The organism is Streptomyces cyaneofuscatus (assembly GCF_000718135.1).
Taxonomy (GTDB): Bacteria; Actinomycetota; Actinomycetes; order Streptomycetales; family Streptomycetaceae; genus Streptomyces; species Streptomyces cyaneofuscatus.
Window position 1 is genome coordinate 118,585 of the sequence record NZ_JOEM01000006.1, and the last position, 15,490, is coordinate 134,074.

General features: G+C 71.8%; 9 protein-coding genes and 1 pseudogene. 5 read left to right on the forward strand and 5 right to left on the reverse strand.

Translation table 11 applies throughout. The features are described 5' to 3' along the window. Window positions 1-403: 403 nt before the first annotated feature. The 4 genes from IF17_RS0111915 to IF17_RS0111930 all read right to left on the reverse strand — a co-directional run bounded on the left by IF17_RS0111915 (window position 404) and on the right by IF17_RS0111930 (window position 9,282). The gene (locus tag IF17_RS0111915) at window positions 404-3,055 is read right to left on the reverse strand and encodes a BTAD domain-containing putative transcriptional regulator (RefSeq protein ID WP_051883963.1); all 2,652 of its coding nucleotides are present in this window, start codon (window positions 3,053-3,055) and stop codon (window positions 404-406) included. Window positions 3,056-3,375: 320 nt separating this feature from the next. Beyond that, entirely contained in the window at window positions 3,376-6,339 is a 2,964-nt protein-coding gene (locus IF17_RS0111920; RefSeq protein WP_030564960.1) for a tetratricopeptide repeat protein, read from the reverse strand. Window positions 6,340-6,351: 12 nt separating this feature from the next. Next, on the reverse strand, window positions 6,352-8,199 hold the full coding sequence (locus IF17_RS0111925) for an HSP90 family protein (RefSeq protein ID WP_030564963.1): 1,848 nt from the start codon (window positions 8,197-8,199) through the stop codon (window positions 6,352-6,354). A 90-nt stretch (window positions 8,200-8,289) separates the two neighbouring features. Then, window positions 8,290-9,282 (reverse strand): hypothetical protein, encoded by a 993-nt coding sequence (locus IF17_RS0111930; RefSeq protein ID WP_030564964.1) that lies wholly within the window; start codon window positions 9,280-9,282, stop codon window positions 8,290-8,292. 299 nt (window positions 9,283-9,581) lie between these two features. On the opposite strand from IF17_RS0111930, the gene IF17_RS01000000136310 reads away from it, so the two are divergent. The 4 genes and pseudogenes from IF17_RS01000000136310 to IF17_RS0111950 all read left to right on the forward strand — a co-directional run bounded on the left by IF17_RS01000000136310 (window position 9,582) and on the right by IF17_RS0111950 (window position 12,587). Beyond that, complete coding sequence (locus IF17_RS01000000136310; protein ID WP_244890458.1) at window positions 9,582-9,920, forward strand: hypothetical protein; 339 nt, start codon at window positions 9,582-9,584, stop codon at window positions 9,918-9,920. 11 nt (window positions 9,921-9,931) lie between these two features. Then, on the forward strand, window positions 9,932-10,519 hold the full coding sequence (locus IF17_RS0111940) for a class IV adenylate cyclase (RefSeq protein ID WP_030564966.1): 588 nt from the start codon (window positions 9,932-9,934) through the stop codon (window positions 10,517-10,519). A gap of 1,262 nt (window positions 10,520-11,781) precedes the next feature. Continuing rightward, a pseudogene (locus tag IF17_RS01000000136315) lies at window positions 11,782-12,150 on the forward strand (ATP-binding protein). A 161-nt stretch (window positions 12,151-12,311) separates the two neighbouring features. Next, the gene (locus IF17_RS0111950) at window positions 12,312-12,587 is read left to right on the forward strand and encodes an STAS domain-containing protein (RefSeq protein ID WP_032771868.1); all 276 of its coding nucleotides are present in this window, start codon (window positions 12,312-12,314) and stop codon (window positions 12,585-12,587) included. A 175-nt stretch (window positions 12,588-12,762) separates the two neighbouring features. Here IF17_RS0111950 and IF17_RS0111955 read toward each other — a convergent pair whose 3' ends face one another. Continuing rightward, window positions 12,763-13,107 carry a hypothetical protein gene (locus IF17_RS0111955; protein ID WP_030564970.1) on the reverse strand — a complete coding sequence of 115 codons (345 nt, stop codon included), beginning with the start codon at window positions 13,105-13,107 and terminating at the stop codon, window positions 12,763-12,765. 1,040 nt (window positions 13,108-14,147) lie between these two features. Here IF17_RS0111955 and IF17_RS0111960 point away from each other — a divergent pair. Continuing rightward, on the forward strand, window positions 14,148-15,443 hold the full coding sequence (locus IF17_RS0111960) for a PP2C family protein-serine/threonine phosphatase (protein WP_030564972.1): 1,296 nt from the start codon (window positions 14,148-14,150) through the stop codon (window positions 15,441-15,443). Window positions 15,444-15,490: the final 47 nt, after the last annotated feature.

The window sequence follows — 15,490 nt, forward strand, 5'->3', positions numbered from 1 at the left end:
TCTCAGCGCGCGGATGATGGTGGCCTGGCCGAAGGAGAGGGGCCCGGAACGCGCCTCGCACGGGCGGTGGCGATGCCACCGTGAGCTGTGGCAACGCGTCACCTCATGAGTCGGCACGGGGACTGGCCTTGCGGTGCGGTGCAGTACGGGTGCGGTGCGGTACGGGTGCGGTGCGGTTCGGCGGTGCGGTTCGGCGTGATTCGGTGCCGCCACAGTACGGTCCCGGTCTGGTCGGTCTCCTACAGCCGGACCAGAGACCGGGGAACGCCCGGCGGCCCGGTTCCGGCCCGGCACGGGGGCGCTGAGCTGGAGTTCTGCCGGTCACCACCGATGGGTTCACGTCAACCGGCAGAACCGGTCCAACTGCCGGAGTAGTTGTCCTGCCGCCGGAGCGGCGCGGCCTTCAGCAGGTCAGCCCCAGGCCGACGGCACCGCTCTCCCGGTGGGCCGCGCCGATGCGGCGCAGCGCCAGCGCCTGACCGTCGGCCCAGCCGGCCTGCCGCGCGAGCTCCAGCGCACTGCCGAGCAGTTCCAAGGCCTGCGCCCGGTCCGCCAGCAGCCAGTGGCATTCGGCGCGCCGCAACTGGGCGGCGGCCTGGGCGCGCGGCTCGCCGTCCGCGACGGCGGCGAACAGGCCGGCGGTCGCGACCTTGAGGCACTCGCCCGTGTACATCCCCACCGAGAGGAAGCCGTGCAGGCTCTCCGCCAGCCGCCAGGCGAGAGTGGTGAAGCCCGCGCCGGCCGCCTGCGGGACGGCCCCCGACAGGTTCTCCCGCTCGCTGTCCAGCCACTCCGAGGCCTCACCGTGGTCCGAGAAGACCAGCGCGGCCGAGGGCGCCGCCCCGGCGCACGGGCCCGGCGCGGGCTCCACCGGGTAGAGCAGCCGGGCCGCCGCGTCGGCGTGGTAGAGGTACCACTCGAAGAGCCGTTGCCGTGCGGCGTGCGCCTCCTCGGTGCCGGCCAGCTCACGGGCGTACGAGCGCACGAGGTCGTGCAGCCCGAAGCGGCCGGCGGCCCGTTCCCGTACCAGATGGGCGTCCGTCAGGGTCACCAGCAGCTCGGCCGCGGCGGCCGATGTGGTGTCCGCCAGGGCCGCCGCGCCGTTCACCGAGACGTCCGGGCCCGGCATGAGGCCCAGGAGCCGGAACATGCGCCGGGCCCCCGCCGGGAGCGCGAGGTAGGAGAGGTCGAAGGCGGCCCGCACGGTCGAGCGCCGGTCCCCTTCGACGCGCAGCCGGCTGAGCAGGTCGCCGCCCGCCAGTTCGGCGCAGTAGCCGGCGATGCCCGTGTCGCGGGCCACCAGATTGGCGCCGGCGATCCGGATGGCCAGCGGCAGGCCGCCGCAGAGCCGTACGAGCCGGCGGGCCGCCTCCTCCTCGGCCGTGGCCCGGCACTCGCCGACGATGCTGCCCAGCAGCCGGCGGGCCTCGCCGGGGTCGAGGACGTCCAGGGCGAGCTGGCGGGCGCCGTCGCTCGCGACGAGCCCCGCGAGCCGGTTACGGCTGGTGATCACCACCGCGCAGCCCCGGGCGCCCGGGATGAGCGGTCTGACCTGCTCGGCGTCGCGCGCGTTGTCCAGCACGATCAGCATCTGCCGGTCGGCGAGCAGCGTGCGGTACAGCGCCGCGGCCTCGTCCTCGTCGGCGGGCAGCCGGCCGGGCGTCGCGCCCAGGGCCCGGAGGAACTGCGCCAGGACGTCGCCCGGCCGCAGCGCCGGCAGCGGGGAGTGGCCGCGCAGGTCGACGAAGAGCTGCCCGTCCGCGAAGTGTTCGCGCCGGGCGTGCGCCCAGTGCTTGGCGAGGGCGGTCTTGCCGACGCCGGGCGCGCCGACCACCGCCATCACATGGGAGCGGCGGGCCGGGTCGGGCGAGACGAGGGCGTCCAGGTCCCGCATCTGTCCCAGCCGTCCGACGTACGAGCCGGCCATGGCGGGCAGCTGCGCCGGGAGCGGGCCGGCCGGGGCGGCGCGGCCGGCGGGCGCGGGGCGGGCCGGGTGCTGTGCGCGGGGCAGTTGTTGGCGCAGCACCCGCAGGTGGGCATCGCGGACCTCGGCGCTGGGCGCGATGCCCAGCTCCTTGTCGAGCCGGTCGCGCAGCCGGCTGAAGACGTTGAGCGCGGCCGCCTGCTCCCCGCAGCTGCCGAGGGTGAGGATCAGCCGGGCGTGCAGGCCCTCGTGGAGGGGCTCGGTGTTGACCATGGACCAGAGGACCGGGACGGCCTCCTCGGGCCGGCGCAGCAGCAGCGCGGTGTCGGCGTACAGGAGTACCGCCTTGACCCTCCGCTCGTTGACGACGACCGCGGCCGGATGCTGGCGCAGCACCGGGTCCGCGTCCGCGAGGACGGGGCCTCGCCACCACCGCAACGCCTGCGTCAGCGACTCGTACGCGGCCCCCGGGTCGGGCGCGCGGTGCAGACGCTCCGCCTGGGCCAGCAGCTCGTCGAAGTGGCCGAGGTCGGTCTGGCTCCGGGACGCCTGGAGCAGGTAGCCGGTGGGCGTGCGGACGACGGTGGGGGCGGGGGCGGTGCGGGGGCCGCCGGGGTCGAGGAGGCGGCGGACCTGGCTGACGTAGGTGTGGATCAGGCTCTGGTGGGAGCTGGGCGGCCCGGACGGCCAGAGGGTGTCGGTGATCTCCCGCTGGGTGGAGGGCTCGGGGTGCTTGAGCGCCAGCAGCCCGAGGAGCCGGCGCAGCATGGGGCTGGTGACGGGGACGGGCGCCCGGCCGCGCTGGAGGGCGAGCGGGCCGAGGATCAGCAGGCGCGGTCGGGCGGCGCCGCGCGGTGGTCCGGTACGGGTGACGGCCAGCAGATCCGCCAGCTCACTGCCGGTCAACTCCAGCACTTCCGCCAGGTGTTGGAGGGTGCGCGCCTGCGGCCGCTGGACCCGGCCGCGCTCGATGTCACGGAGGGCCCGGGTGCTGATCCCAGCCCGTAACGCGGCCGCCTCCTGGCTCAGTCCGGCCCGCCTGCGGAACGCCTGGAGCCGGAGACCGAAGGCACCCTGCTCGCCCGCCGGACCTCCCCGGGACAGCTCCGCGGCCGACGTCCTCTCTGACATGGCATCCCCCTCGTCCGATGACCGCCCCTTGCCGATCACGGCCTGCGGCGGCTTTTCGGGCCGTGCGCGGCCGACTCTCCGGAGGCTTCGTCGCGGATCAGTTTGGACTAGACCAATGGGTCAGGCAAGAGGACCCCCACCTCGCGGACACGGGCACCGGACGGGCGCTCCGGGACCAGGGGAGACGGGCGGCCGGAAGGGCACAACACGGCGCCGCGCCGGCCATGCGGCGGGAGGGGCACAGCGCGACGCCGCACCCACCGCCGCGCCCGACACCACCGCCCCCCTCACCCCTCACCCATCGCTCCCTCCCCCTCCCCTCACCCCTCGTCGCGCAACTGGGCGGCCAGGGAGGCCAGCGGCTCGCACTCCTCCAGGTGGCCGAGCGCCGTCAGCCGGGCGACCGCCGCGTCGAGCCGGACGAGCGCGGGCGCGGGGCGCTCCAGGTAGATCCCCTCCACCGCACCCGACAGACGGACGCACTCCGCCCACTCGCCCGCACCGCCCTCCTGCGCCCCCGGCTCACCGAGCAGGGCCAGCGCCTTCTCCAGGGCGGCGAGGGCGTCCTCGTACGCGCCGACGTAGGCATGGACCCGCCCGTGCTCGTAGGCCAGGGCGGTCTCCAGGGGGCGCCCCACGGGCTGGAACCCGGCGGCGCGGGCCGCGTCCGCGACCCGCCCGGCCTCGTCCAGGTGGGCGAGGGCGGCGGCCAGGCCGTCGGGGCCCTGCTGCTGGGCCCGGAGGCGGGCGAGCTCCCGCAGGCAGTTGCTGATCAACTCGTAGCGCGGGGACAGCGCATGGGCGGCGAGCGCCCGGTCCGCGACCTCACCGGCCCGGTCGAACTCGCCCGCCTCGGCGAGGATCATCGCCGTCTCCGCGGCGATCATGGCGTGGCTCCCCGGGTCGTCGTCCCAGTCGGCCGACTCGGCCGCGAGGGCGACGAACTCCGCCGTGGCGGCCTTGAGATCGTCGCCCGCGTGCAGGGCCCGGGCACGCAGAAGACGCAGCTGGGCGACCAGCCGGTCGTCCAACTCGCCTCCGATGACGTCCGGTTCGCCGAGCAGCGAGTCGAGCAGCGCGATGGAGTCCTCGATGCGGCCGAGGTCGAGGCAGAGCTGGGCGGCGTTGCTGTACGTGCAGAACGCGTCCACCCGCTTGCCGTCCCGCAGATCCACCTCCGCCGACCGGGTGAGATGGGTCAGCGCCTCGTCGGGGCGGCCGAGGTGCAGGCACGTCTGGGCCAGATCAGCGTGCAGACGGGAGGTGTCGACCGCGTCGGCCGGCCACGCGGCGGCCAGCCGCAGCCCCTCCGCCAGGTCCGCGTGCGCGGCGGCCGCGTCCCGGAGGCCGAGCTGGAGCCGGCCGCGCAGGCCGAGCGCGCGCGGCAGATGCCAGGCGGGACCGTCCGACGCCAGCCGGTCGCGGAGGGCGTCGATCTCGGCGACCGCCGCCGGCAGATCGCCGGAGAGCGCGTACGTACCGGCCCGCAGCAGCATCGCGCCGGAGACCTGCGTGGTGAGGCCGTGCCGGGTGGCGAACTCCTGGAGCAGATCCGCCTCGGCGAAGACGACGGCGGCGTGCGCCTGCTCCCCCGACGTCTGGAGGCGCACGCCGAGCGCGGAGGCCCGCAGCCTCAGCAGGCGCCCCTCGACGTACGGGGCGAGGCCGGACGCCTCCTCCTGCAGCCGGACCACGGCGGCATGGGCGTCGGCCAGAGCGGCGGCCTTCACCTCGGCCTCGTCCTCGCCGTCCTCCCCGGCGGCCTCGGCGGCGGCGAGCAGGGCACAGGCCCGAGCCAGCACCACGTCGTCCGGCGCTCCGGCGTCCTCGTACAGCCCGGCGGCCTCCTCGTGGAGATCGACGGCGGAGGCGTAATCGCCACGCTCGGCCGCCCGGTACGCCTCGTCGGACAGCAGGTCCGCGCACAGCCGGCCGTACGGGCCGACGGCCGGGTCCTCGGGATGGGCGTAGTCACGAGCGGCGACCAGGTCACGCAGCCGCGCCCAGCAGGCCCGCGCGTCCGGGTGCCCCTCCTCGTCCAACTCCCGTGCCCGCCGGATCAGTTCGGGCAGCTCCTCGGGCACGGCCGCGGCCGCACGCGAGGCGGACGCGGCAACAGCGACACCCCCAACACTCCGAGCATCACCCGGCACCGGCTCGCCCAATCCCCGGCTGCGCAGGGCCAGTTCCAGCGCGTCCAGGAGCGGGGCCCGGTCGAGTCGGACCGTGCGGCGGCCGGACTGGGCGCTCGTTCCGTTACGGGTGTCGAAGCGGGCGGCGAGGCCGTCGCCCCGGCCCCGTACCTCGGCACACAGCCCGGCCACGGTCCACGCCCGGCCCGCGTACCCGGCCACCGGCAGCCCACCGTGACCGAGGCCCTCCACCCGGCGCAGCAGCACCTCCACACCGGTCAGGAAGTCGAGCTGGTCCAGCGGCGAATCCACCTCGTCGAACAGGTTCCGGTTCTCAGCGAGCAGTTCGAGCCCACGCGCCTCGTTGCCGGTCAGCGCGCAGAACTCCAGGTGCCGGCCGACCTCCCCGGCCATCGACGGATTGCGGCGGCAGGCCCGGTACCCGGCGAGGTGCAGCTCCCGGGCCCGGTCGGCGTGGCCGGTGCGCAGCAGGGGCAGCAGCGCGTACGAGACGGAGCGGGCCGGCTCCTCCTGGCAGGATTCCTTTCCGGCCAGGACCGGCGCCCAGACCTCCAGCGCGCGCTCGTCGTCGCCCGCGGCGACGCGGTACAGGGCGCGCTCGCAGATCTCGCAGGCCTCGCAGTCGCTGTGCGGGGTCCGGCGGCGGCCCGCCCAGAGCTCGTAGGCGAGGGTGGGGTCCTCACCCACGTGGACGGCGAGCTGGTAAGCCTGCCCGTAGTAGGGCTGGAGGCCCAGGCCCTCCTTCTCGTACCGGTCGCGCATCTCGGTCAGCCACTGGCGCAGGCTGGCCAGCGGTATCTCGGGCAGCGCGCGCAGGGCGTTGGCCACCCACTTGAACCGCCAGAACAGCTGAGCCCGCAGGCGCTCGTCGAAGGCGTCGGGCTGCTCGTCGAAGAGGGTGAGCAGGCGGGCGAAGACGACGGGCGACTTCCGGGGGTCGGAGCCGTAGGTGTACGCCTCCTGGAGTTCGAGGAGGGCGTGGATGAGGGGTACGGGTTCGGCGAACCGCTCGGCGGCGTCGACGAGTTCCTCGGCGGTGACGGTCCGGATGCGGCCGTAGGGGAGCTGGTGGTTCTCCCGGAGCGCGTGGAACAGCTCGTCGGTGCTCTGGGGGTGAGGTGCGGTGGGCATCGTCAGCTGTCCTTAGCTGTCCTTGCGGAGGGCATGGGCGAGAAGGTCGAGGAAGGAGCGGTTGATCAGGCTCGACTCGGCGGGCCGGAGCGGGCGCCGGGAGAGCAGCGCGGCCTGCCCGTAGAGGGCCTCGGCGCTCGTACGGGCCAGCTCGGGCTCGTCGATGGCCACGGCGGTGCGCACCAGCGGGTTGAGCTGGTTGAGGATCAGCTGGGCGCGCGGGGCCTCCTGGCGTAGCGCGCCGAGGATGTCGCCCCACAGGCCGCCCTCCTGCTCCCGGGCGAGCTGGGAGCGGGTGCGCTCGTGCCGGGCCTCGCGGCTGTCGACGAGCAGGGCGGGCGCGGACGCGGGGTGGAACGTACGCAGCGCGACATCGCAGTCGAAGACGGCCAGCGCGTCGCGGGCCAGGGCGAGGTAGGCCGAGGCGGCCAGTTCGGTCTCGCGGTCGACGGGGTCGAGGTGGGCGGTGAGGGTGGCCGGATCGAGGTCGGCGACGCTCGCCTCGGGCCTGATCTCGGGGAGCCGGTGGACCAGTTCGCGGTCGTAGGTGTAGCCGCCGTTGACGACGCCGAGCCCGGCGGCCGAGGCGATCGCCGCGACCTGCCGGAACTCCTCCACGCTCGACGTGACGAGCACCGTGCGGTGGGTGCGCGCGAACTCGTCGAGGGTGGTGTGCCCGTCGGTGGTCTCGAACGGCAGCCAGGGCAGCAGCAGCCGCAGGATCTCGTCGTCGTGCACGGCGAGCGACTTCACGGCCAGGTGGTGGGCCTGGAGGAACCGCCCGAGCAGCTCCGGGTCGCTGGCGGCGGCCCGGGCGATCCACGCGCGCATCCGTTCGGCGAGGGCGTCGCGTACGGCGGCGAGCGTGTCGTCCTCGTACAGGGACTCGCGGGATGCGGTCGGGCGGAGGCTCTCGGCGTCGATGACGCAGCGGACGAAGAAGGCCCACTCCGGCAGGATCTCGTCGGCCTGCTCGGAGAGCAGCATCCCCTTGACGTGCACCCGATGACCGTGACGCCGCCCGGCGGGCACCGCCTCGGGCAGCACGCAGGCGATGCCCTTCAGCCCGACGGCCGGCAGGTCCAGCTCGATGGTGTCCAGCGGGGCGAACCCGAAGACCTCCTCGCCGTACGCGGCCAGCGCACGGGACCGGGAGCCAGGGGTGGGGAACGTACGCGCCCAGGGCGCTGGTTCGGGGTTGACGGAGACCGCCGCCGCCCCCGCCGTACCGTCGCTGAAGGTCACCGGATGCCGCAGCAGAGACCCGAAGTGCCGCCCCAGCGCGTGTACTTGTGCGGGCCGGGTCCACTCCCCCGTATCGCTGCGCGGCGTGAGCGTGACGGTGGTCCCGGGCAGAGGCCGGGCGGAGGCGGGCAGGGTCCGCACGCTGTAGCTGCCGTCCCCGTGTCCGCGCCACTCCACGGCGGGTGCGTCGGGGGTCCGGGCGGAGCGGCTGACCACATGGATCTCATCCGCGACGAGAAAGCACGACAGCAGCCCGATCCCGAACTGCCCGATGAAGTCGCCGCGTTGCTCGGCGATCCCGTCGGCGCGCTTGCTGCTGCGCCCGATCGTGGCGAGGAAGGTGTGGACGTCCGCCTCGCTGAGCCCGACGCCGTCGTCCTCGACGCGGACCACGGACCCGTCGGCGAACAGCCGGATGCCGAAGGCACCGTCGGGCGCGTCCGGTTCGAGGCCACGCCGGGCGGTCAGGGCGTCGACCGCGTTCTGGAGGAGCTCGCGCAGATAGACGCGGGGGCTGGAGTAGAGGTGGTGGGAGAGGAGATCGACGAGGCCGCGCAGATCCACCTGGAAGGCGCGGTCGGCGCCGTCCGGGGACGCGGGACGGGGGAGAGTCATCGGACAGTCCAAGGAAGAGAGCCGCGAGCGGCGTACGGAGGCAGGGACGTACGGAGGCACGGGGTGCGGAGAGGGACCGGAACCCCCCGCTCAGGCGCGGTTGTGACGGTGCCGATGGGCGAACTGCCCCTCCGGATCATCGAAATAGGTCCAGGGCCATCCGGTGTAGGCGCCGTCGAGCGCGCGGAAGACACGCCGGACCGTGTGGCGCTCGTCGGCGATCGACAGGGCCATGGCGAACATGCTGAAGTCGTGCTGCCACCCCGGACGCCGTACGTAGGCGGGGTGGAGGATGCTGTGGTCGGCCGCGTCGCGCAACTCCGCCCGGAACTCGTCGGTTCCGAGGATGTCCGGGTCGTCCGACTCGACCCACTCCTCGATGGCGGCCATGGCGATCACGCAGCCGAGCGGATGTCCCTGCGGAGCCCGCCCGAGCGCCTCCCGGGCGAACGCCAGCGCCTCCCCCGGCTCGCCGCCCCACCGGGGCTGCAACTGCGACACCCAGTCGATGTGGACCTCCAGATCCAGCGGGTCACGGCGCAGGGCGGCGTCGAACCGGGCCCGGTTGACGCCCTCGCCCAAGGACAGCCCCCGCCCGGAGGTGAGGAGCCGGCGCCAAGGGGTGACCCACGAGGGCTCCAACTCCGCTGCGGCCAGAAGCTGTTCCTCCGCCAGAGCAAGCCGCTCCTTGAAAACCCGCCACTGCTCCTGGGTGACATCGACGGCCCGCGCGGAGGTACGCGCCTCCCACCCCCAGCTGACATGCCGCGCCCCGGATATCAGCAGAGCGGCAGCCCGATGCTCGGGGTCTCCCTCCACGGCCTGCCCGATCCACTCCTCCACCCCGTCCACCTCGGCCAGCTCACCGAGCACACGATGGTCCCGCCCGATGTCGAAGGCCCCGAGCGCGCCCTTGACGCCCTCCCACTCCCCGGCGTCAGCCGCCTCGACCAGCGCGAGCACCCGCCGGTCCCCCAGCGCCCGGAGCGTGTGGGTCCCGTTCTTCCGCTGACGCGCGGCGGGCAGAACGTACGGATCCTCCGCCGGTCTCTCCCCACCCCTGCCGAACAACTTGCCGAGCATGCCGCGCCCTCCCCTGGTCCCGCGTGATCTTCGGGTGCAGCATAAGGGGGCTCTGGGGCCCTGTTTCCACAGGGTATTCACAGATACTTCACGCGTACGGGTCCGGGTACGGGGACCCCCGCCTCAGCACGCACCGCCGCCCGCATGGACGGACCCGTTCTCGACATCGTCGGCGTGGACAACGGCATCCGGGATGTCCATGAAATGCATGAGGGCCTTGAGCTGAAGCTCGAAGAACTCGACGAACGCGTAGAAGTCGTAGAGGACGACTTCCTCAACGGCGCACCCCTGGGCCTGCAGTGCGCGACGCGGTCTGGAAGAGCTGCTCCTGGCCCTACAGTGCCAACCACCACCACCCGCTCGGCGAGTTCGTCGACCGCATGCAGCGCCTGGTCCGCCCGGGCGGTGTGTTCGGCGCGGAGTTCATGATGCCCGTCGAAAGACGTCACCACATGATCGAGCACTACACCTCCCCGGAGCGCCTTCACCCCCACTTCATCGGCGACTGGGAGGTCCTGCTCACCCTGCGCACCACCGAGTTCACCGAGCGGCCCCACGTCGGCCAGCTGCATGACCACACCCACCGCATGGGCCTGCTGCTCGCGGCCCGGACGTCCACCCTCACCGACCACTTCTGAGAGAAGGCTCCATGAAGCACGAGTACGAGGCGAAGTTCCTGGCCGTGGACGTCGCCGGCCTGCAGAACAAGCTGAGCGCCCTCGGTGCTGTCCAGGCGTTTCCCCGCACTCTCCTCACCCGCAAGATCTTCGAGAACGACTTCCTCGACGGCGGGGCCTGGATTCGGCTGCGGGACGAGGGCACCCGCTCGACGCTCACCCTCAAGCAGGTCACCGACGCCACGACGATCGACGGCACCAAGGAGATCGAGACCGAGGTCACCGACCTGCACGCCATGGCCGATATCCTGCGCCGGGTAGGCCTCATCGAGGTCCGTTACCAGGAGAACTACCGCGAGGAATGGCGCCTGGGCGAGGTCGCCTTCGACTTCGACACCTGGCCGGACCTTCCCACCTTCCTGGAGATCGAAGGGCCCGACGAGGCGTCGGTGCGCCAGGCCGCCGCGCTGCTGGACCTCGACTACTCCGAGGCCCGGTTCGGCAGCGTCGACGAGATCTACAAGAGCGAGTCCGGCCGCGACATCCTCGCCGAGCCCACGCTCCTGTTCTCCGAAGCCGAGAAGCAGAAGGACGCTTCTCCTACGGCCCAGGACCGTTGATCACGGAGGGAGACGAGCGATGCTGACGGAAGTCGCCGTACAGCGCAGGCGCCGCAGCGTGAGCTCCGTGGGCAGGGCCGGGGGGGTGTGGACACTCCCGACAGGAGCCTGCCCAAAACGAACGACCCGTTGCTTCCCACTACCCGCGGGGATCACGCAGGCAACTCCACGGCCACCCAGGCCGTGGACCCGCCATGCCCCGAGCAACAGAAAACCCCAGGTCACGGGCTATGTGACCTGGGGTTTTTCTGAGCCGCCTTCGGGATTCGAACCCGAGACCTACGCATTACGAGACCGCGAGCACTCATGTCGGGTGGTGCCCCGTTGTGCTGGCCCATGACGTTTCTCCTGATCAGAGCATGTGCAGCAGCTTGGCCTCTGCCACCCCGTGCTGCACCGTCCAAAGGCGCCCGTCCACCGCCCGTCCACCGGCGAGGCCGCGCGACCGCACATCCCTGTCAGGCCGCGTGGCTCTCCACGAGGACCGGGCACGTTGGGCGGAGGTACGAGGGCGACTGTCATTTTCCTGCAACGCGCGGCCGCCCGGCACCGCTGCAAGGCCCACTCCGCGAAACGCAGTCGGGCCCCGGCGCCATTGGCGCCGGGGCCCGACTGCACTGCTACACCACCCACCGGCCCTGATACTGCGCCGGAAAGGCGTACCACTGATACCGCGAACCGCTGGTGACCTCTCACAGCGCCACTCCGGCAGCCAGCCCCGTCGCCCATCCTGCATCTGCTCGGGCTTAGAACCCCTCTACCGAACTTCCCGGTACGCGCGCCGCAGCCTGACGCCATTTACCGAGGAACCAACTGGTACTGCTGACTGCGGTACTGCCTGCGGTGGCCCCTGATCCACTGCGGGCCACCCGATCCGGGGCCAGTCCCGTCGCCGTCCTTCAACAATCCTGGCTTCGCAACTCCACCACCGCACCGTCCTGCATCCTGCAACTGCGTCAGTGCTTCACGGCAGTTCATGCCTGCCGGTCCTGCTCGATCTCTTGGCTACGGACAGGACACTAGCCCCAGCGATACTCACATGTCTACTTCCGGCACAACAGACTTTCTATGGATGCCGCCATTGAAGTCCTGCAGTACGCAGAGTCGGCCTTGCGCTCCGGGACGGGGCCTCAAGGTGTGAGCGCTGCCGGAATCGGGCAGGCGGGCCAGCACGGAACAAGCGCCACAACCGATCACAGGTGGGGTGTACGCGCATGACCAGCACGCAAATCGCCATCTCAGAGGCGCCCCTCGTACCGACCATGGTCCGAGGCAACAGTGCAGCAGACATCCGCCAGGCCCGCCGGGCCGCCCGGGTCTTCGCCGACCGCCTGGCCCCAAGGCTCTGTCCGGACGTGGCGGACACCCTTGTCCTGGTGGTCTCCTAGCTCGTCACCAACGCCCTGCGCCACGGCGACGGCACCTTCGTGCTCCGTCTGAACGCCCACCTCGACGCGGTCGAGGTCGCTGTCGACGACACGAGTCCGCGATGGCCGCGCGTGCGGACCCCCGACGTGACCGGTTCCGACGGCGGCTTCGGCTGGCCCATGGTCAACCGCCTGGCCCGCACGACCGCGGTCACTCGCCGGGCAGCCGGAGGCAAGACCGTCACAGCCTTCCTCTCCCGCTGACACTGCCACGGGCAGCAAGACCTCCGGGTCTGATCACCGCAGAGCCGGCGAAAGCCCGAAAGACTGAACAGGGAAGCAACTGAGGTCGTTCCGGGGCGCATACGGGGCACCTGCGGCAGCAGGGCGGCGATCACCCGTGGCGAGGTTTCGGGCCGCTGCCGGTGGTCGCCCCTCGCGGGGAATTCGACTTCGAGTCCCTGCCGTCTCTGCAAGCACAGATCGAATCCGCCGTCGCGGCCAGCGGGGGAGTGATTCTGGACGCCAGCGGCATCACGTTCGCCGATTCGATGTTCCTCGTGCTGATCCTCACCTACCATCAGCAGGCCGACCTGCGCATTGTCAGCCCTTCTCCCAAGCTCACACGCCTGTTCAGCATTCGGGGCGTCGACGCGGTCCTGGACATCTACCCGAGCCTCGATGCGGCTCAGATCATCTGATCCCACCGCAACGCACGGCCGACGCCCTCGCTGCCGCTCCGCCCCGAACACAGGGACGGAGCAGCTGTCTGTCGGCACACCGAAACCGAAGCTGCCGAGGCAGGCGTGCCAGGGCCGGTCTCGTCGCGGTGGAGTACCAGCCCCTGGTAGGCGGGCCCGCCGACTGCGCCCAGGTTCAGCGAAGGGGCGCGGTGCGGAGAGAAAGGTAGTAGTCACCGACCGCCGACAGGTAGTCGGGGTCACCTGTCTCGCTGTCGGTGGTGAATCGGGGAGCGGCTTTGATCTCCTCCCGGGACGGTGCGACCTTCACCGTCTGCGCCCTGGTGTCGATGGCAATGACAGCACCGGCCGGGATCAGCACGCTTCTGCCGAACTTCCACACACCGGTGTCGACGACCAAGTGCTGCATGCCGGGCTGGTCCTGCTGACGGTCTACGTGGCCGATGCCCCCGTCCGCGGCCTCCACGGTGAAGCCCACCAGCGACTGGCCATCCATGTGACCGCTGTCCTGCGCGTACATCCACATACTGCTCACCGACCCAGTCCTTCATCCCGGCCGACCGCGGACGGTGGCCTGGTCTCCTACGACGGTCTCTTCCTTCCCTGCCACGTGCCGAGCAATCAGCGATTCGATGCGGCGGTCGGCGTGTGAGCGAGCCAAGTCCGTTGCCGATGGAGCGGGTTGAGTGGTGGCTTCCGTGACCGCCAAGGCCCTGTGGCGGAGGCGGCCGTTGCGCGAAGGGCGGGCCAGGGCAGGCCGGCGGAGTACGGCAGCAGTATCCGGAGAGGTGGAGGAATCGTTCTGGCATATGTGACGAATGATCATGGGGCCGAATCGAACCGCAGCGCACCGGCCGGCAGGGGCAAGCGCAGAGCGGGCCCTCGTCTTCCGGAGCAAGCGCGCGGCAAACATTCCTGCAGCCCAGCTCACGCCCGAGAGCAGGCCTCTGACGAAGCGATGAACGGGAGTACACCTCTGTACAGTCGGCTCGCCGAAGAATGGTCATCCGAAGGAGCCGCCGTCCCCTGCCGTCCTGACCCGTTGTGGCAGCGTCTGGTGTCCTTCGAACACTTCAGGCGTGAGACGGAAGGCACGTTGCGCCGACTGCGCCTGGAAGCAGAAGCCCCTTGGGAGGCGCAGCGGGGTCGGCTCGACTGAAGGCTCCCGAGGTGGTCCGCGCCGCACCGGCGTCTCAGGGCTGCCTAGGCACCTCGCCACCTCCGCTTCCGGTCCCATGAGCTCCACTCCCGCCAGGCCGGAAAGTCGGTCACGACCGCGCTCCGCCCCCTCCCTTGGTTCAAGGCCGACACCCGCTGGTGCCCCCGCCCAGGGTGTCGGCAGACGCACCGCAGCGGCTGCGCATCCTTGAGGTCGGCTCGCGACGCATCGCCAGCACACGGCACCCACGGCGAGAGCAGACCAGCTGTGTCGGGGGGCGCGTCGCCCTACACGAGTAGGTAAGCCGTGCCCTGCGGTGGGGTAACTTGCCTGTCGTGCTCGGCCGGAAAGCCGTGTCGCCAGGCACGTACACGCGGGCACGCTGGCGGGAGGTCGCTTCCATGCGGGACAGTGAGAAGGACGGCCTGGGTGAGGCGCTGGCCGCGGCGGAGGCCGCGCCGCCGGTGGAGTCCGTCGACGTCATAGCCGCTTCTTTGAGAAGACAGCTCGGGGCCCGGTCGGTGTCGTTCCTGATCACCGACTTCACGGGTGCCTCCGTCGTCCGCCTGGGCACCGCGGACGACATCGACCTGGAGCGTTCCGCAGATCCGATCGCCGTCTCCGGCACCGTCTACGACAAGGTGATCCGGACCCAACGGCCGCAGGTGGAGGCCGTAGAGGGCGGTGCGTGGACGCGGGTGATCGCACCGGTCACCAATCGCGGGGACGCGATCGGGCTGCTTGAGCTCCATCTGCCCCAGTACCCCGGGGCGGACGCACTGCTGAGAATCAGCCGGAGTGCCCACGCCCTGGCCTACATCATCATCGCGAACCGGCCCTTCACCGACCTGTATCAGTGGGGCCGGCGTACTTCCCCGCTGGGCCTGGCCGCCGAGATCCAGCACCGGCTGCTGCCCACGTCGCTGGCCTGCGAGGCGGCCCAGTTCGCGGTCGCCGGGGCCTTGGAGCCGGCCGAGCATGTCGGCGGCGACACCTTCGACTACGTCATAGACCGCGACTACGTCCAGCTGTCCGTCACCGATGCCATGGGGCACGACGTGGATGCCGCGCTCCTGGCCACCCTCCTCGTCGGCGCACTGCGCCGTGCCCGCAGGCAGGGGGCCGACCTCGCCGAGCAGGCGCGGGCCGCCGACCAGGCCGTGGCCGAGCACAGCGGCGGCCGCTACGTCACCGGACAACTGCTGCGGATCAGCCTGCGCGACGGTCGAACCGAGTTCATCAACGCCGGCCACCCCTGGCCCCTGCGCCTGCGCGGCGGAAAGGCCGAGGAGATCACACCGGCCGTCGACATGCCCTTCGGCTTCATAGCGCCCCACACCTACACGGTCCAGGAGCTGGACCTGCAGGCCGGCGACCGGCTGGTCATGCTCACCGACGGAATGCTGGAGCGCAGCGCTGCGGCTCTCGATCTGCCGGCGCTCATCGAGAGCACCCAGGACCTGCACCCGCGGGAGGCCGCCCGGTTCCTGATCGAGCACGTCGTCCAAGCCCACGACGGGCGCCTGGACGACGACGCCACCGTGATGTGTCTGGACTGGTACGGCACCATGTCCACCCGCCGCGACGCGGACCAGGGCGCCGACGTCTCCGAAGCTTCCCCGACGGCAGGACAGCACACCTCTCCCTCAACGGCCGCAGGACCTCGAAGCCGAAGGGGCCCGGCCCCATGCCCGTAACGGACCATGCGCCGAGCGCGAGGATCGACTCGATGCAGAGGTGAGCC